This window comes from Carboxylicivirga longa (assembly GCF_050589825.1).
In the GTDB taxonomy this organism is placed as follows: Bacteria; Bacteroidota; Bacteroidia; order Bacteroidales; family Marinilabiliaceae; genus Carboxylicivirga; species Carboxylicivirga longa.
On the sequence record NZ_JBNGOZ010000018.1, the window covers coordinates 1 to 18,513 of the forward strand.

General features: G+C 38.5%; 14 protein-coding genes and 1 pseudogene. 12 read left to right on the forward strand and 3 right to left on the reverse strand.

The genetic code is table 11. The features are described from left to right. Nucleotides 1-312: 312 nt before the first annotated feature. From ACRD7A_RS14510 to ACRD7A_RS14525, 4 genes are all read left to right on the forward strand, one after another. A complete protein-coding gene (locus ACRD7A_RS14510) occupies nt 313-516 on the forward strand; it encodes a hypothetical protein (protein ID WP_430811901.1) in 204 nt (67 codons plus the stop codon). A gap of 1,226 nt (nt 517-1,742) precedes the next feature. Next, the gene (locus tag ACRD7A_RS14515) at nt 1,743-1,964 is read left to right on the forward strand and encodes a helix-turn-helix domain-containing protein (protein WP_430811902.1); all 222 of its coding nucleotides are present in this window, start codon (nt 1,743-1,745) and stop codon (nt 1,962-1,964) included. Next, the gene (locus tag ACRD7A_RS14520; protein WP_430811903.1) at nt 1,961-2,290 is read left to right on the forward strand and encodes a HipA N-terminal domain-containing protein; all 330 of its coding nucleotides are present in this window, start codon (nt 1,961-1,963) and stop codon (nt 2,288-2,290) included. The genes ACRD7A_RS14515 and ACRD7A_RS14520 overlap by 4 nt, the downstream gene beginning before the upstream one ends. Further along, on the forward strand, nt 2,287-3,273 hold the full coding sequence (locus ACRD7A_RS14525) for a type II toxin-antitoxin system HipA family toxin (RefSeq protein WP_430811904.1): 987 nt from the start codon (nt 2,287-2,289) through the stop codon (nt 3,271-3,273). The genes ACRD7A_RS14520 and ACRD7A_RS14525 overlap by 4 nt, the downstream gene beginning before the upstream one ends. Before the next feature lie 311 nt (nt 3,274-3,584). On the opposite strand, the gene ACRD7A_RS14530 is transcribed toward ACRD7A_RS14525, so the two are convergent. The 3 genes from ACRD7A_RS14530 to ACRD7A_RS14540 are packed head-to-tail and all read right to left on the reverse strand — an operon-like array spanning nt 3,585 to nt 5,907. After that, nucleotides 3,585-4,403, reverse strand: coding sequence for an alpha/beta fold hydrolase (locus ACRD7A_RS14530; protein ID WP_430811905.1), 819 nt, complete (start codon nt 4,401-4,403; stop codon nt 3,585-3,587). Between the two features lie 8 nt (nt 4,404-4,411). Further along, nucleotides 4,412-5,284 carry a hypothetical protein gene (locus tag ACRD7A_RS14535; protein ID WP_430811906.1) on the reverse strand — a complete coding sequence of 291 codons (873 nt, stop codon included), beginning with the start codon at nt 5,282-5,284 and terminating at the stop codon, nt 4,412-4,414. Nucleotides 5,285-5,334: 50 nt separating this feature from the next. Beyond that, nucleotides 5,335-5,907 (reverse strand): S10 family serine carboxypeptidase-like protein, encoded by a 573-nt coding sequence (locus ACRD7A_RS14540; RefSeq protein WP_430811907.1) that lies wholly within the window; start codon nt 5,905-5,907, stop codon nt 5,335-5,337. A 710-nt stretch (nt 5,908-6,617) separates the two neighbouring features. Between ACRD7A_RS14540 and ACRD7A_RS14545 the strand changes: the two are divergent. From ACRD7A_RS14545 to ACRD7A_RS14580, 8 genes and pseudogenes are all read left to right on the forward strand, one after another. Continuing rightward, nucleotides 6,618-7,961: pseudogene (locus tag ACRD7A_RS14545) on the forward strand (M3 family metallopeptidase). Nucleotides 7,962-8,174: 213 nt separating this feature from the next. After that, nucleotides 8,175-8,735, forward strand: coding sequence for an RNA polymerase sigma factor (locus ACRD7A_RS14550; RefSeq protein WP_430811908.1), 561 nt, complete (start codon nt 8,175-8,177; stop codon nt 8,733-8,735). A 155-nt stretch (nt 8,736-8,890) separates the two neighbouring features. Beyond that, nucleotides 8,891-10,069: a FecR family protein gene (locus ACRD7A_RS14555; protein WP_430811909.1), complete on the forward strand. Its 1,179-nt coding sequence runs from the start codon at nt 8,891-8,893 to the stop codon at nt 10,067-10,069. Nucleotides 10,070-10,225: 156 nt separating this feature from the next. Then, entirely contained in the window at nt 10,226-13,738 is a 3,513-nt protein-coding gene (locus ACRD7A_RS14560) for a TonB-dependent receptor (protein ID WP_430811910.1), read from the forward strand. A gap of 19 nt (nt 13,739-13,757) precedes the next feature. Continuing rightward, a complete protein-coding gene (locus ACRD7A_RS14565) occupies nt 13,758-15,488 on the forward strand; it encodes a RagB/SusD family nutrient uptake outer membrane protein (protein ID WP_430811911.1) in 1,731 nt (576 codons plus the stop codon). Nucleotides 15,489-15,587: 99 nt separating this feature from the next. After that, a complete protein-coding gene (locus ACRD7A_RS14570; RefSeq protein ID WP_430811912.1) occupies nt 15,588-16,565 on the forward strand; it encodes an endonuclease/exonuclease/phosphatase family protein in 978 nt (325 codons plus the stop codon). 51 nt (nt 16,566-16,616) lie between these two features. Then, complete coding sequence (locus ACRD7A_RS14575; RefSeq protein ID WP_430811913.1) at nt 16,617-17,540, forward strand: glycerophosphodiester phosphodiesterase family protein; 924 nt, start codon at nt 16,617-16,619, stop codon at nt 17,538-17,540. Between the two features lie 62 nt (nt 17,541-17,602). Beyond that, nucleotides 17,603-18,505 carry an endonuclease/exonuclease/phosphatase family protein gene (locus ACRD7A_RS14580; RefSeq protein ID WP_430811914.1) on the forward strand — a complete coding sequence of 301 codons (903 nt, stop codon included), beginning with the start codon at nt 17,603-17,605 and terminating at the stop codon, nt 18,503-18,505. Nucleotides 18,506-18,513: the final 8 nt, after the last annotated feature.

Here is an 18,513-nt window from a genome sequence, read left to right on the forward strand (position 1 = left end):
GTTGGTGATAAACTGAATAATACCGATAAAATGGCCGCATAACTTAACTGAATGTCCGAAAAACTATTGCAAGTTCAGGATTAGGTGTTAGTTCTTAGGTATTAGTTAGGAAGCGCAAAGAGTGAAAGAGGTTGATGTAGCGGGACGCTACACCGAACGAGGGGGCAAGCTCAGGGGCCGGAGTGGATAACGGTGGATGAGGGAGTTGTATTTATATTAGGCTTACAAAAAAGCATAAGCATATTTGTAATGTTAGTGTTCAAAAGCTTATAGTATTCATTAACTTTGTTACACTGATTAAAATTAGACGTTATGAATATTGCCGAGAAGAGAGATTTTATACACAGCCATTTACATCAGGTGAATGAGCCTGTATTGAATGATATCTATGAAAAAATGCTGGCTTTATTTAAAGAAGCGATGCTTGACGAATCAGAAGATGATATCAAGAAAGGAAATGTAATATCTCATCAATCGTTAAAGCAGGAGGTGCAAAATTGGAGACCTACCAAATAGTCTGGACAAACCGAGCGGTCAAAGATTTGCGCAAGGTTTATGATTTTTATACTGAGTAAATTGGAGAAGGTAAAGCTTATGAAATAATCGAAGAGTTATTGAGTAAAGTTGATGTTTTATCTGATGCTCGATTTGCTGAAATTGGTGTCACTGATGATGAGTTTAAACACCTTAAGAGATCTTATAAGAAATTGATTAAGAGGAATATTAAGATCACATATAGACTCAGTATCAGCAAATCGGTAGTTTATATTAATCGCTTATTTGATACTCGTCAGCATCCTCGCAAAAACAAATAGCACTGTCTAAGTATTTGACCAGGGTTGGGTATTGGTAGTTTTTGGTGTCATGGGTTGGTTCTTAGGTGTTAGGCAGGAGGCTGTAGGGAGATGATGCAAGGTGAGTAATGAGTGGCATGATGGTTCCCCCTCTGCCTTCGGCATCTCCCCAAGGGGAGAATAGGTTTACAGCTGTGCCTTCGGCATTTTCATCTCGGCTGCGCTCGATGACCGGCCGTGGGAGAATGGATTTAAATGATGCTGTCTTATCAGATGGGTTTGCTCAAGCCGCAAGGGCTCCAACTTTTTTCTACAGTCAAAAAAGGTTGGCAAAAAGTCCGCTGATTACACCATTCGATGACCCACTAAGCAAAGTTCCAGGAAAAATTTAAAGGATTACAAGTAGTGGAATTACTGTTTCTCTTGTTCATCATTCAAAGACAGGATTTTCTTCATTAACATGGAATCATCAAATAGAATGAGCCTTAAACCCTTAAACCACCCTTTTTTACAGCCTGGCAAAAGAAGTCAAGGTTGAGGGGCTAAAGGCAGATCTTAGTTTCGAATTAAAGGAATTGAAAACGCGAATTGAGCAAATATGGGTGTTAAGAGTAAGAGGTGAGTGATGAGTTGTGAGCGGTTAGAATGACAACGAAAATTAGAAAGATTAAGAGCCCCGAACCCGCAGGGCTTGACCTTTACTATTTGCCAGGCTGTGAGATTTTTGTTTAAGGATTTGAGGGTGGGGTAGTACTTAGCTCTTAGGAGTTAGGGTTTAGCTATTAGGGTGTAGGAGATAGGTATTTTAGGTTTGATAAGTGCAATGAAATGCACTTTTATATTAGAAAGCACATCCGGTAAAGTAAAATAGGGTGTAAAGTGCAGTTTGTTGCTCTTTTTGTGGTATTTGTTTGAAGTATTCTTTATTTTTGATACAAATAGAGCGGTATGTTGCACTTTTCAGAATTAATAAAAACCATTAAAGTCCGTAGAGAAATGCTGCAGGTGAATCAGGAAATGTTGGCTGATCTATCGGGTGTAAGCTTACGAACCATCAAGCAGTTTGAAAGTGGGAAAGGCAACCCCACCTTGCAGACGATGAGTAAAGTGGCTGATGCATTGGGTTTAGAACTTACATTGAAAGTAAAAACGTTAAATCCAGATGAATGAGACAAGCTAAAGTTATCTACAAAAACGAGGAGGCAGGTCTGCTTACTCAATTAGATAGTGGAGCATTTGTGTTTCGCTACAGTGATGCATGGTTTAATGCCACAGATAAACCACCTATTAGTCTTACATTACCTAAAAATCAGCAGGAATACCAGTCTGAATATTTGTTCCCGTTTTTTTACAATATGTTGCCGGAAGGGACGAATAAACAGGTTGTTTGTCATGCTATGCGTATTGATAAAGACGATCATTTTGGTTTATTGCTAACTACAGCAAGTTATGACACTATTGGCGCAGTTAGAATTATAAAAACGGATAATGTATGAGTTTACCTGATATACACTATTGCCCCGGAACATTAAAAGAAGGAAATAGAACCTATTCAGCAACAGCTCTAAAGCGTGTATTCAAGGGGAAGAAGGTAAGTCATATTCTTCCTTACGAGTCGCCGGCAACGAACGCGTTAACTGATGAACTGTTTAAGGATAACCGAAAAAGGATGTCTATTTCCGGTGTACAAGAAAAATTCTCTGTTTTGCTTGACAAAAATAAATTGCGTTTAATTACCGAAGGCGAACACGGGCAATACATTCTTAAACCTCAACCAAGTGCAGGTAAGCATCCTGAAATGATGCCAGCCAACGAGCATTTAACGATGCAAATAGCACGGCAGGTTTTTAATATCGAAACGGCCGAAAATGCACTTATTTTTTTTCGTAATGGCGAACCGGCCTATATTACTAAGCGATTTGATGTTCAAGATGACAACACGAAGGTGGCACAGGAAGATTTTGCTGCTTTAGCGCTAAGAACGCCTCAAACACACGGTGCAAACTATAAATACCTGGGTAACTATTATGATTTATTTGTGATAATGAAAAAGTTTGTTCCTGCCTATAATATTGAAGCTCCCAAGCTTTTGAAGCTTATCCTGTTTAATTATTTATTTTCTAACGGCGATGCACATTTTAAAAACTTTTCACTCATACAAACTGACTTTGGAGATTATAAATTGAGTCCGGCTTACGACTTGTTGAATAGCCGCATTCATATTGAAGATAAGGATTTTGCACTGGATGATGGTTTGTTACCTCCAGCTCTGGCAAAGGGAAAAGTACATGAACAGTTTTATCAACTTGGTGAGTTGGCAGGCATCAGTATCAAACTGATTGATAATATTTTTGCTCTGCTCAGTTCCGGTAAGGATGATGTTTTAAGGTTAATTAGTCATTCTTATCTTTCTGAAAAGTTGAAGCGTAACTACGAACAGGCCTATTTAACCCGCTTAAAAAAACTGAACAGGAAATAAGGGGTAGCTCTTAGGTGTTAGGTTCTAGCTATTAGTGTCTATCAATTGAAATTCGTGTATTTTTTGGCAGAAAATATAAGCAAACTGCCAATAGTTTTGATACTAAAATTTCGATAATCAGTGCTTTTACGGCTCGTCTAGGTTAGGGGTTAGCTAGGAGATGCAATGAAAAAGTATCAAGGGTCAAGCGCCTGCGGCTAGTGGAGGATGGAAGCGCAATGAGTCCTTCGGGAAGCTCAGGGCATTGTACTCAGCAATCAAGCATTGATTTGGTTATGTGAGATTTATGATGTTTGGATGTAGGAGTGTGCTTAGTGATTTATAGAGGATGAAAAAAAGCGAAGGATAACATGTAAGCTTTGTTGTTGCCATAATTTATCAGTTGTTATTAAGTTATGCCCATGGGCAGGTACAATCCATAGGCTTGAATTATCAATGGCATGGTGCATATCAACAGCTTCAGCAACAGAGAATAGGGGGTCGCTGTCGCCCAGAATTATTAGTGTTTTGGCTGTTATGGTAGATAAATAAGGGGGTGTGAAATTTATATCGTTATAGGTGTTGGAAAAGTTATTTAGTTGCTGGTATATTTTTCTGATTTGTTCATCCCCTCCAAGGTGTATGGAGCGGAGATATGATAAGTGGCTATCATTTAAATTATCAAATGTAAATGAGCTTAATACTTTTCTTGCCTGCTCTGAATAGTAGGACGATGTTCCAATTAGGACCATATTTGAGATTCTATCCGGTTGTTGCGTTGCCATGTGTAAAAGAGTCAGGCCACCAGAACTGTAACCTATTGCATTGAATTTGTTAATATTCAACTTATCGAGTAGGGCAAAGATATCAAGTGCTGACTCATTGTGTTTGAATTCATTAGTAGGATTGGTTGATTTACCATGTCCTCTCATGTCAGGGATGATTAATTTGTATTTTAATGATAAGGAATCTAGCAGATTATACCAGATAGTATGATTTTGTGTGAAACCATGCAGTAACACTAATGGGTATCCATCGCCAAAAGTCTCATAATAGATACTAACTCCATTAACTTCGGCAGTTTGCTTTGTTTGGGCGGCAGTTGAAGTTAATGTGATTAAAAAAATGGAAATTAGCAGGGCGTTTTTCATGACACAAATTAATAAGATGACTTAATAAACTGGTTTAAATCTTCACTGAGCTTTTGGAGTTGAAGCTGGTCGATGTACATCATGTGACCGGCTTCGTAGTATTTAATGGTGACGTTGTTTTTAGTATTCTCTTCAAAATGGATATGGTCAAAACAATAGGTGGTTACAGAGAAGGGGGTGGCACCATCATAGTAACCTGCTGCTACAAATATCTTAAGAAAAGGATTCTTAATCAACGCTCTACTAATGTCTTCACCCAAGTAGATTGGCCGACCTTTAAATTTGCCTAGTTTCCAACGATTAACTATAGAGCTGTTAAAGGTAATGTACTGACGATCATCCGGGTAGTTAAGATCTGTTTTTAGGTATTGGAAAAATGTGGATGAATATGAACCGTCCATAAATGTGGTACTTGGGTCATATATGGCATAATTAGACCAACTGTCAGTTGGATTAATCCGTCTTGTTAAACGGGAGTCGTACCGACCTATCATCAGACCTTCCTTTTCAAGTAGTTTGCCATAGAACATTTTAGTGCTAATGCGCAACTTCTTGCTTTTTAGATATTCCACATCTAAACCTGTGAATTCAGAGAGGTTTAATGCTAGACTGTTCAACTCTGATTCTGATAGGTTATTTCCTTTTATTATTGCCAGAGCAAGTTCATTCTGGGCAAATGTCTCTGATTTTTTGATGGTTGAAAACAGGTCTGGCATTAAATCATCATTTAATTTATTATGGAACCAGGCCGTTGCCGTGTAAAATGGTAAGGTGGTCATATATGGTAGCTCATTACCCGGGGAGTCCCAGGTGAGTATATCATTTGTAAATGGAGAAATAAGCATGATACCATTGATATACAAGCCGTATTCGTTCTGCAAAAAGGATGTTACTCCACAAGCTCTAAAGCCGCCATAGCTTTCTCCAATGATTAGTTTTGGAGAATTAAAGCGATTATTTTTAGATAGATATATCTAATGAATTCAGCAATGGATTGAATGTCATCGTCAATGCCATAGAATGTTTCTTCAGGTATTGTGTCTGCAGAAACACTAAATCCTGTCCCAACAGGGTCGATGAAGACTAAATCTGTATTTGGTAATACGGAGTAGATATTATCAACCAATTGATAAGGAGGTGGTAATAATTCTCCTTTTTCACCCATTTTGACTCTCTGAGGCCCCAGTATGCCAAGGTGTAACCAGACAGAGGAGGAACCTGGTCCACCATTAAATGAGAAAGTAATCGGACGAATAGAATCTGAGTTACCTAAGGTATAGGCCACGTAAAAGATGGATGCTGTTGGGTTTTGTTTTTTATCTCTGAGCAGTATTGTGCCAGCCGTGGCGGTATAGCGGAGAGCTGTATTGTTTATTAATAGTTCGTGTTGTGTAGTAACAGCTTCTTCTGTTAAATCTTTGGAGGTTTTTCCCTCTTGTGCTAATACGAGTGAAGTAAAGAGTGAAATAGTAATGACAATAGTTAACCTTTTAGCTGATTTCATAACAGGTTGTTTTGGTAAGTAACAAAGTATTGTCAGGGTGAAGTGTACAAAATTATGGTTGCAATTAAGAGATGTCAATACTTAATTAAAGGGAGTTGTTCGATTTGTAGCTAGAATTAGGGGACAAGCGCCTGCGGCTAGCGAGGGATGGAAGCGCAATGAGCCCTGAGGTATCGGGGGAGCCGACTTTTCAGAACACCTTGGAAGCCATGGAAGTGGCCGGACGTCAGTTAGGGGTAGTGAGTAATATTTTCTTTAACCTGAATCATGCCGAAACTAACGAAACCATTCAGACTATTGCACGGGAGGTTTCGCCTTTACTTACAGAATATTCCAATGATATATGGTTGAACGAGCAATTGTTTGAGAAGGTAAAAAAGGTTTATGACAGCCGTGAAGAAGCAAGTTATACGGCTGAAGAGGCCAAATTGCTGGAAGATACGTATACGGCATTTGTACGACGCGGTGCATTGTTAAGCGGGGAGAAAAGAGCTCGTTACCGGGAAATTACCAAGGAGCTTTCGAAATTAGGGTTGCAGTTTGGAGAGAATCTGCTGGCCGAAACCAACGGATATCAATTGCATATCACGGATAAAAAGGAATTGGAAGGCCTTCCTGAAGGCGTGATCAGTGCCGCTGCCGAAGTAGCAAAAGCACAGGCAAAGGAGGGATGGATATTTACTTTGCATTTTCCAAGTTATATGCCCTTCATGAAGTATTCGTCCAGGCGTGAGCTTCGGCAGCAAATGTACATGGCCTATTCAACCCGTGGTCATAATAACAACAAGCACGATAACAAGGAGATCATTACAAAACTCGTGTCGTTGAGGGTTGAAAAAGCAAAGCTTTTAGGATTTGAAACGCATGCTCATTATGTGCTTGAGGAGCGAATGGCTTTGGCCCCCGATAAAGTTAATGCATTCTTGCACGAGTTGTTGGATGCCTCATATAATGTAGGTAAGGAGGATGTTAAGGCCGTTGAGGATTACGCTCACCGTATTGGTCTTGAAGGACCTTTGCAACGCTGGGATTACCCTTATTATGCTGAGAAGCTGAAGTCTGAAAAATATGGATTGGACGATGAGGCGACTCGACCTTATTTCAGACTCGAAAAAGTGGAAGAAGGTGTATTTGGGTTGGCTGAAAAGCTGTATGGCTTAAGCTTCAAAGATAATAACGAGATAGCCAAATACCACGATGAGGTTAAGGTGTTCGAAGTTTTTGACGAAGACGGCAGTTTCCTGAGTGTGTTTTACGTTGATTATTTTCCGCGCAAGAGTAAGCAGGGTGGGGCCTGGATGACTTCGTTCAGGGATCAGTATGGAGAGGTGCGTCCGCATATTTCCATCGTGTGCAATTTTACGCGTCCTACGGGAGATAAACCATCGTTGCTGACCTTTAACGAGGTGCAGACATTTCTGCATGAATTTGGGCATGCCTTGCATGGTATGTTGAGCAAAGTAAAATATCAAAGTCTGGCCGGCACGAATGTATATCGCGATTTCGTGGAGCTGCCATCGCAGATCATGGAGAATTGGGCCACGTAAAAAGAATGGCTCAGGGAAGTGGGGATGCATTACAAAACCGGTGAAGTGATCCCCGATGATCTGATTCAAAAGATTATTGACAGTGATAAATACCAGAGTGGTTATGCCACGGTTCGCCAGTTGAGTTTTGGATTGAATGATATGGCTTGGCATTCGCTTAAGGATGCATTTAGCGGCGATGTAGTTGAGTTTGAAAAGGAGGCCATGAAAGCCACCGAGTTGTTTCCTGGAGTGGAAGGAACAGCCTTTTCCACAGGCTTCTCACATATTTTCGATGGAGGATATGCAGCCGGGTATTATGGCTACAAATGGGCCGAGGTGCTGGATGCCGATGCTTTTGACTCGTTCTTGGAGAATGGCATTTACGATAAAGCAACGGCTACTCGCTTCCGAAAAGAGATACTTGAAAAAGGAGGTACGCAGCATCCCATGACCTTGTATAAGAACTTTAAAGGACAGGAACCTTCGATTGAACCGTTGTTAAAACGTAGTGGCTTGATAAAATAAATTTTAGGGATGGCTTTTGAGTCATCCTTTTTTTAAAAATGCAAACTTTTTTATGTGTTTGTAATTTATGAAATATTGGTTATTAGTCAATTTAATGGTTCCTATCTATAATGCTTTTGTTAGTTCATATGGAAGGGCGTTGTCTATGGATTGTAAAATTTGACTTGTAAAAAATGTTTATTTTTGTAAGTTCGCAGTTAACTAATGTGTTTTATGAATTTCTCAAAGGATCTTGTAGATAAGCTAAACAATAGAAATGCAAAAGCATTAAAAGAATTTTTTGTAGGGTTTTATCCTTCGCTTTGTGTTTTTGCAAAAAAATATATTCCGGAATCTAATATTGTGGAAGATATTGTGCAGGATTCATTCATTGTTTTTTGGGAAGGGCAAAAACTATTTGATGATATAGATATATTGAAAGGTTTCTTATATAAAACAGCTAAATACAAATGTCTAAACCATTTAAAATTAAAAGGTTTACGAAACGAAATATTAGAAGGTGGTTTTGATAAAGATGATCTGTTATATGAGCTTGTTTTAGAGGAAGAAACATATAGAATTATTCATAAGGCTATTGAAGGCTTATCACCCCGAAGCCGACGTATTATTGAATTAAGTATGAAGGGGTATAAAAATCCTGAAATAGCCGAAGAATTAGATATTTCTATTAATACAGTTAAGACATTAAAGGGAAATGCCTATAAGTTATTAAGGAAAAACCTAAAAGATCATGTTTTTGTATTGTTTCTGCTTAACCAGGTGCTGAATATGTAGATTTTAATTTTTTTTCCTTTCATTATTGATTATCATTCTTTTCCTTCTTGCTGAGTTTTGCCATTTTTCGTGAAATATCGGAAATTGCAAAAAAATATTGTGTTTCATTCACCCTGTTTTAAATCTCATTACAATATTAAGTAGAAGGTGATAAGATGAATAAAATTCAGCATATAGTTAAGGTCGCAGAATTGATTGCAAAAAATATTTGCAACCAAAATGACTCTGTTGAAAAAGAAAAGCTTGATTCATGGAAAAATGAGTCGCTTCGGCATGAGAGACTGTACGATAAGATTGTTGACTGGGATAATTTTCAGGCGCGAAATAAAACATATAAAAGTTTTGATGCAGATAAAGCATGGGATGTATTTTATTATAATCTCAGTAAGAAAAAAACTAAGGTTAGGATATTGTCTATATTAAAATATGCAGCTGCAATTACGCTCCCTCTGTTGGTTGGAGGACTCATTTTTTATTTTCAGTCTGGAAGACAGCAAACTGTTTCGGAACAAATGGTATCAATTACCCCCGGAACACAAAGTGCAATAATAGTTTTGGATAATGGCAACAGAATCAATCTGGAAGAAAAGGAATTAAGTGAGCTGGTTGAAAACGATGGTTCAGTTATTCAGAATAAAAATGGAGAACTCAGTTATACTGCTATAAAAGAAAAAACATTAGGACAAAAACATCTGAAAAACACTTTAATTATACCAAGAGGTAGGGAATATAGTCTTGTTTTATCCGATGGTTCACGGGTGGTTCTTAATTCCGTAAGCAAGTTTACTTATCCGGTTGCATTTGACATGAATAAGCGCGAGGTGAGCTTGGAAGGAGAGGCGTATTTTGAAATTGAAAGAGATGAAACCCGGCCATTTTATGTCAATATCAACGGCTTGCGGATCGAAGTTCTTGGGACATCCTTCAATATAAAGGCCTATGGCGATGAAGAAGAAATATACACTACTTTGGTTGAGGGGCAAATTAAACTGAATACGGCAGTCAATGATAAGGAATGGATACTAAAACCTGATCAACAGGCTGTTTTGGAAAGAAGTAGTAATCAAGTCGTTGTTAATGATGTTGATGCCAAGCAGTTTATTGGATGGATCAGGGGTGTTTATTCATTCGATAACCAGCCTATTGAAGAAATAGTAAAGACACTTTCAAGGTGGTATGATTTCGATTATGAATTTAACAGTGAGAATGTTAAGAAGGTGAGATTTGAAGGTGGCTTGAATAAATATGATGATATCTATCCGATTCTGGATATAATGCAGAGTACTGGAAAAATAAAATATAAAGTGGAAGGAAAGAAAATAATCTTTATGTAGAAACGAAAACAGGAGATGTTTGCGCCATCTCCTGTCTAAACAATTTCTGCATGAAATACAGTAAAATAATTGTTTAATAAATCATTCAAAAGTATGAAAAAATTCTTGAATGCGTACTTTCTATATGCTGAAAGTAGGGCGAGGAAATTTAGGATTATGAAATTGGCAGTATTTTTTATGCTCATCGGATTGGTTCACGCATCAGCGAATTCGTATTCGCAGAGTGCCAAAATTAGTATTGATTTGAATAATGCGGAGCTAAAGGAAGTAATTAAAGAGATTCAGAAACAAACAGAATTCACCTTTTTTTACAGTCCCGAAGATGTAAAAGAAATTAAGAGTATTGATGTTAAGGTCATAGATGGCAAATTACAGGATATACTGAACGAGTGCATTAAAAACACTGGTTTGGAATATGAAATCAAACACAAAGCCATCATTTTAAAGAAATCCATTAACAATAGTAGCTCGGCAGAAATTGGTAATAACACGGAGGTGCAACGCAGAATCATAACCGGAAAAGTTACTGACATTCAAGGTGAACCGTTGCCTGGGGTTTCTATTGTTATTAAAGGAACAACATCCGGTAGTATTACGGATATTGATGGTAACTATACACTGGAAGTTCCAGATAATGCCGAGGTGCTGGTGTTCTCTTTTATTGGTATGAAAACACAGGAGATAGTAATTGGGGCGCAAACACTAATCAATATTTTAATGGAAGACGAGGCCTTTGGACTTGGTGAAGTTGTAGCAGTGGGGTATGGTTTTCAAAAAAAAGTAAACCTAACTGGTGCAGTAGCTACCATTACGGCAGAGGATATTAATAACCGTCCTGTGGTATCGGCAGCTGGTGCTTTGCAAGGCGCTGATCCATCTCTCAACCTGACTTTTGGTTCGGGAGTTTTAGATACTGATTATAATATTAATATCAGAGGTGTAACTTCAATTAACGGTGGTTCACCATTGATCCTTGCTGATGGTATGGAAGTTAACTTAAATCAGATCAATCCAAATGATATTGAATCAGTGTCTGTTCTTAAGGATGCTTCAAGTGCAGCAATATATGGAGCAAAGGCTTCTTCAGGAGTGATTTTGATTACTACCAAAAAGGGTAAAGATACCGGTGGGGTGAGTAAAATAAGTTATAATGGACGTATGGGTTGGTCGAAAAATACCACCTCTACCGATTTCATCAATACTGGTTATGATCATGTAAATATTGTTAATTCATTTTATCGTGTTTACAAGGGGCAAGACATGGCTTTATATTCTGACCAGGAAATGCAAATGCTATACGACCGGCGTAATGATGTAACCGAAAATCCGGATCGTCCATGGGTTACAGTAGGAGAGGGTGGAAAATACAATTATTACGGTAATTTTGACTGGCATAAATATTTCTTTCGGGATACACGGCCACAACAAGAGCATAACGTTAGTGCATCAGGTGGTAATGAAAAAATCAATTACTTTGTAAGTGGACGTTATCTAAACCAGGATGGTATTTTCAATATTTACGAAGATAATTACAATAACCTTTCGTTTCGTAGTAAGATTGAAGCCAAGTTAAAGCCATGGCTGAAGTATTCCAATAATATTAACTATAATGCCTCTATGTATAAGTACGCGGGGTTTTACGACGAACAATATACCTTTCGTGCACTGCAGTCAAATACAATGTCTTCCTTTTTACCGCGTAATCCCGATGGTTCTATTGTGCAGTATACGAATCAATTAAGTGCGAACTCTCCACTGGCAGCTGGACATGCCGGGTTTTTAACGGCTAATCAGGCACGCAACTCTCGTGGTAATAAGTACTTAATAATATCAAATCAGTTTGATGTTGATATTACAAAGGATTTGGTTTTGACAGCATCTTATGCTTATAAGTACCGAAATAGACTGTATAAATACCGGAATATGCCATTTGAGTATTCACGTCGTTTAGGTGAATATGAGAGTTTTGTGTCTGGTTCAGTGTATAATTTTTACCAGGAAAGCCACTATTATATCAATAATCATAATGCTAATGTTTATGCTACGTATGATCATAGCTGGGACAAGCATAACTTGAAGGCCGTATTTGGTTCTCAATACGAGGATTACCGGCAGACTTTCCTGAGGGCCAAACAAACGGATTTATTAAGTGATGACTTGGAATCATTTGCTGTAGCTACCGGGGAAATGACCTTGTCGCAAAGTATTAATGCCTTTCGCACTCTTGGTTATTTTAGCCGGATTAACTATGATTTTGAAGGTCGATATCTCGTTGAGTTGAGTGGACGTTGGGATGGTACGTCAAGATTTTCCAACGAGGATCGATGGGGATTTTTTCCATCAGCATCGGCCGGTTGGCGAGTTAGTGAAGAAGGTTTTTTTAATTCGTTGAAAGAGGTTGTAGGTAACTTAAAAGTTAGAGCGTCGGTTGGAAGTCTTGGTAATCAGCAGGTAGACTATTATTCATATATCGATCAAATTTATACTGATAGGGAAATGTCCTATACCTTTGATGGTGATAGCAAAGAAAATTATGCGACAGTATCAGCGCCTATTTCTTCATCGTTAACCTGGGAGACGGTTACTACCTATGATATAGGATTGGATGTGTCTTTGTTGAATAATCGTTTGTCTTTTACCGGTGATTATTACATCAGAGATACGAAAGACATGTTAACTGAGTCATTGACTCCTCCTAGTGTCTATGGAGCCAGTACTCCTAGGGCTAATTGTGCCGATTTGCGCACCAAAGGTTGGGAAATTTACCTGACATGGAACGATAGATTGACAGTTGCCAACAAACCTTTAACTTATAATATTGGTGTTACAGTTGGCGATTACCAATCAACGATTACCAAATATAATAATCCAGAGAAGTTAATCTCTGATTATTATGTTGGTAAAACATTAGGTGAAATTTGGGGATACTCAGTAGCTGGGTTATTTGCTACCGATGAAGAGGCTGCAGCTTATCAGGCTGAAATTGATGACAGGGCTGTGAATAATCGTGTGTATAATGGGAAGATTGATCGTTTTTTACTGGCAGGAGATGTACAATTTATAGATCTTAACGGAGACTATGAAATTAATGAAGGCTCAGGAACGGTAAGCGATCCGGGTGATAAGAGAATTATTGGTAATATGTTGCCACGTTATTCATATTCTGTTAATATGGGCGGCAATTGGAATGGTTTTGATTTATCTGTATTATTTCAAGGGGTAGGAAAGCAAGATTGGTATCCAACGCAAAACGCTTATAATTTTTGGGGGCCTTATTCTTTCCCTTCACTATCGTTTATCCATAAAGACTTCATGGATAATGTGTGGAGTGAGGATAATCCGAATGCATATTTTCCTCGCGCACGGGGGTATCAATCCTATAGCTCAGGTTCCTTAGGTGTGTATAACGATCGTTATCTGCAAGATGCATCCTATTTGCGATTGAAAAATCTGACTCTGGGATATACCTTACCGTTAAACAAGAAAATATTCGATAAGGTTAGAGTTTATGCTACCGGAGAAAACTTGTTTTACTGGTCGAAGCTTAAAAAGTATACCAAAACAGTTGATCCTGAATTAGCCAACTCTACTGATACTTATGACTCGAGAAGTGGAGTGGGGTATGCCTATTCAAAATCCTTTTCCGTTGGAGTTGATATTACTTTCTAATCACATGAACTGATACATTATGAAATTATTATATATATCAATTATTGCAATATTAGCCTTTGGGTTATCGGCCTGTGACGATTTCTTAACTTTGAACCCCGAAGATACTTTAAGCCCCGATACCTACTTTTCATCAGAAAATGAGTTGCGGCTTTGGACTAACTCATTCTATGCTCAAATGGATGAGGCTGATGGTCAGGCGGGGCAAAATGCCGATGATAATATCGACAATGCATTGGGTGCAATAATGGAAGGACAGCGCGATCCATCAAGTGAGAATGGGTGGAATTGGAGTATGCTGCGAAAGATTAACTACTATTTGCAAAACTCCCATAATTGCACCGATCTGGAGGCTCGGAATCATTATGATGGAGTGGCGTATTTCATGCGGGCTTATTTCTATTTTAAAAAGGTGCAACGTTATGGTGACGTGCCATGGTATAACCAGGTGATTGGATCAGCCGACGAGGAGTTGCTCTATAAACCGCGCGATAGCCGTGAGCTTGTTATGGATTCAGTAATGGCCGATTTAGATAATGCAATTAGTATGTTACGTACATCTAAAAGTGTATCAACTGTCACCAAGTGGACCGCTTTAGCATTAAAAACCCGTGCAGCTCTTTACGAAGGGACTTATCGTAAATACCACAATTTAGGAAATGCCGATAAATACCTTAAGCAGGTTGTGGATGCAGGGAAAGATTTCATAGCAAATAGTGGATATGGTCTCTACAATGAAGGGGACAAATCCTATCGTGATCTTTTTATCAGTGATGATGCAAAAGAAACTGAAGTGATCTTAACGCGTATTTATAGTATAGAATCAAATTTACGACATGGTATACCCTTTAATATTAGTAATATGCGGCAGGGGTTTACTAAAGATTTTATGAATCATTACCTGATGGCTAATGGTACCCGTATTAGCGATAATGCCGGATGGGAAACGATACAGTACCCTGCCGAGACGGTAAATCGTGATCCGCGTATGGCACAAACGGTGCTGTGTCCTGGATATATTCAGCCTGGTACTTCGGGGAAGGTAACCAACGATATCAGTGCTTTAACTGGGTATAAGTGTGTGAAGTTTATGGGTGAGCCTGAGTTTGATGGAGCCGCAAAAGCTATTTCTGATTGGCCACTTTTTCGAACAGCAGAGGTTTACTTAAATTATGCCGAAGCAAAAGCTGAATTAAACGAATTATCTCAGGCCGATCTGGATATAAGCATTAATAAAATCAGACAAAGGGCCAATATGCCTGGCTTAAACTTAGTTGCAGCTAACGGTAATCCTGATCCTTTTCTGGTGGACTATTATTCAAATGTGACTCAAAATTCAAATACAGGTGTTCTTCTGGAGATCCGAAGAGAAAGGACTATAGAGTTGGCTCTGGAAGGATTTCGTCAATGGGATCTTCTACGTTGGAAAGAAGGTCAGCGTTTCGTAGGTCCATATTATGGATGTTATTTTCCGGGTGAGGGAACCTATGATATGGATAATGACGGAAAAGACGATCTTGCGTTATGGGTAACAAATGAAATTACCATTCCCGGTGGAACAAGCAAACAAATTGGTGTTGATATTAAATTGTCTGATGGGAGTTCAGGTTATGTCACTGCTTTTGAGAGCTTCGATTTGGATTGGAATGAAGAACGGGATTATTTATGGCCCATACCAACAGACGAACGCGTTCTTTCCGGTGGAGTGCTGTCGCAAAATCCGGGATGGAAGGATAGTAGTGGTTATTAATCCTGCTAATATTGATGTAATGAATGCACTCCTGTTATGCTAATAATGTAAACAGGAGTGCAAATTATCGACGAATATAAATTTTGAAGATTGCGATTGATGAAGAGGTATTATTCTAGTGTTTTAATTATTTGCTTGTTGGCAGCTGCCGTAACAGCAGTTTCGTGTGATGATAACAATCTGGATGACGGCAGTAATAGTCAAGTCACGAAAAGTTCTAAAACGTATACAGATGCTCTCAATACGAGTGGTGCATTGAATGTGATGACGTTCAATATTCTGTGGGATAAAGTGACAACTGGTGATAAACAATGGTCGTATCGTCGACCAAGTTTGGTAAATCTTTTAAATCGACATAATCCTGATATTATTGGTGTGCAAGAAGCTTTTTTTAATCAAGCCAGGTACATTGCCAATGAAATTGATTATAAATATTTTGGATTTGGGATGAACGATGGTTTAAGCGAGACCGAATACCCGGATAGATACCAAAGTTTAAATCCTATTTTTTACAATCCCAATAGAGTTATTTTGCTTGATAAAGGGGTGTTTTGGTATTCGAGTGAATCGTCGTATCCAAATATTGGTTTTAGTAAAGGAACCACTGATCCGTATAATCGAATGTGCGTTTGGGGTAAGTTCAAAGAAAATGATGAAAGCGGGCAAACGTTTTATGTATTCAATACTCATTGGTCGACAGCAGAAGAAAGCCGAAAAAAGGGTGCTGTACTTTTGCTATCAAAAATTCAGGAGATTGCCGGAGAGAATGCTTTAGTAATCTGTACCGGAGATTTTAATTCTGATCCGGAGCGAGATGAATCTTACTCGATCATTACGGATGCTAATACACCTTTGCATTTAGTTAACACGAAAACAATATGCTCCCAAAAACCGGTTGGTCCTGATTTTACGGCTTCTGGTTTTGTTGTTGATTCCCGAACTGATGGTTGGGAAGTGGATCACATATTTGTCAGAAATATTGAAACCTGTACGGCACATAAGGTAATAACGGATTACGAGGGTGATAATTACCCTTCTGATCATTGGCCGGTTTTATCCATAATAGAGTTTAAGTAGAATTTATGAACGGGCAGGTATCCTGCTGTAACATACATTAATTTAACGAAAATGAAACTTTTAAATATATTACTGATTGGGTTTCTTCTGGTTGGTTGTCAGCTAGGAAATAAGCGAGAAACCAATCAGAAAGCACAGAACACAGTGGAAGCTATTCGGGAAAAGTTAACCAATCGGGTGTCCAGTTCTGTGATTGTAGTGGCGCATAGAGGCGATTGGCGAAATTTTCCGGAGAACTCCCTGGCGGCAATTGATAATGCTATTAAAATGGGCGTTGATATTGTTGAAATTGATGTTCAGCGCACAAAAGATAGTGTTTTAATTCTGATGCATGATAAGACGCTGGAAAGGACTACTACAGGGAAAGGTATTGTTTCGGAAACGTCCTATGAGAAGATTCAATCATTAAAACTGAAAAACGGTTGTGGTATCCGTACAAAACACCCTGTGCCTACGTTGGAAGAAGCGTTTATGCATGCCAAAGGAAAAATAATGCTCAACCTGGATAAGGCGGATCGGTATTTTGATCAGGTATTTGACCTGATGGAAAAAACAGGTGTGACAGACCAGATTATAATGAAAGGAACTAAAGAGGTTGAGAAAGTAAAGGCTTTTTATGGCGATTATTTAAATAAGGTTATTTATATGCCTGTTATTAATCTTGATAAGCCAAATGCACGCGAACAGATCCTTCTCTTCAAGGAGGCGCTTGATCCTGTTGCTTTTGAACTGCTCTATAAGAATGATTCCAATGTTTTAGCTAAAGAGGCTGGTTTGCTTTTAAAAGGTCAATCACTGATATGGTATAATACATTATGGGATACCATGGCCGGAGGCCATGATGACGATATGTCATTGGAGGATCTTAATGGTGGTTATGGATATTTGATTGATAGCCTGGGCGCGGGTATTATTCAAACCGATCGACCTCAGATGCTATTGGATTATCTGCGGGATAGAAAGTTACATCGGTAAGGTGGTAATATGAAATTATACATAGTAAAATGTATAGTTATACTCATTCAATTTAAATACGTATGATGAAATATTTAGTAGTACCATTGTGCTTTTTTATTGTAGTTGCCTGCAGTAAAGACACATCAACTCAAATAATGGAAACGACTGATTCTGTAGTGTATATTTCGAACGACGAAAGCCTCAATGTTGGGACACTAAATATCCGCTATAGTAATGACAATGATGGTGTCAACAACTGGGAATATCGTAAACAATGGGTTGTGGATTATATGAATTTTTTCGAGCTGGATGTCATTGGTTTTCAGGAGGAGAAACACGACCAGACAACTCAGCTGAAAATGTTAACATCCGATAATTATCGAATGATTGGGAAGGCCAGTAGCGCACAGCCCGGGTATGAATACAACGGGATTTATTACAATATAAATCGAGTTGAACTGCTTAAAGATGGCAGGTTTTGGTTGTCGGAAACGCCCGATGTAGAGAGTATTGGTTGGGATGCTAAATATCATCGACAGGTTACCTGGGCCAAGTTTAAACATAAGCTTACGCAAACAGAATTTTATGTTTTTAACACACACTTCTCTCATGTTAGTGATATAGCACGACAACATAGTGCCAAACTTCTAAAGAAAAAGATGCAGAGTATTGCTCTGGGATCTCCTGTTATAGCGACAGGCGATTTTAATTTTTGGCCAGATACAGCACCCTACAAAATCTTAACTCAAAATGCCGATGAAGGAGTGGTTCTGACTGAAGGGCGTCAATTGGTTGAACGACCCTATAATTCAAATTATACCGGGCATTGCTTCGGTAAGTGTTTCGAGGATGGCAAAATAGTCGACTACATCTTTGTTAATGATCAGGTATCCGTTTTAAAATACGGGGTTTTAACCGAACAAAGACAAGATGTCTTTCTATCTGATCACTACCCGGTGATTGCCAAAATATTATTTAACTAACTAAAATA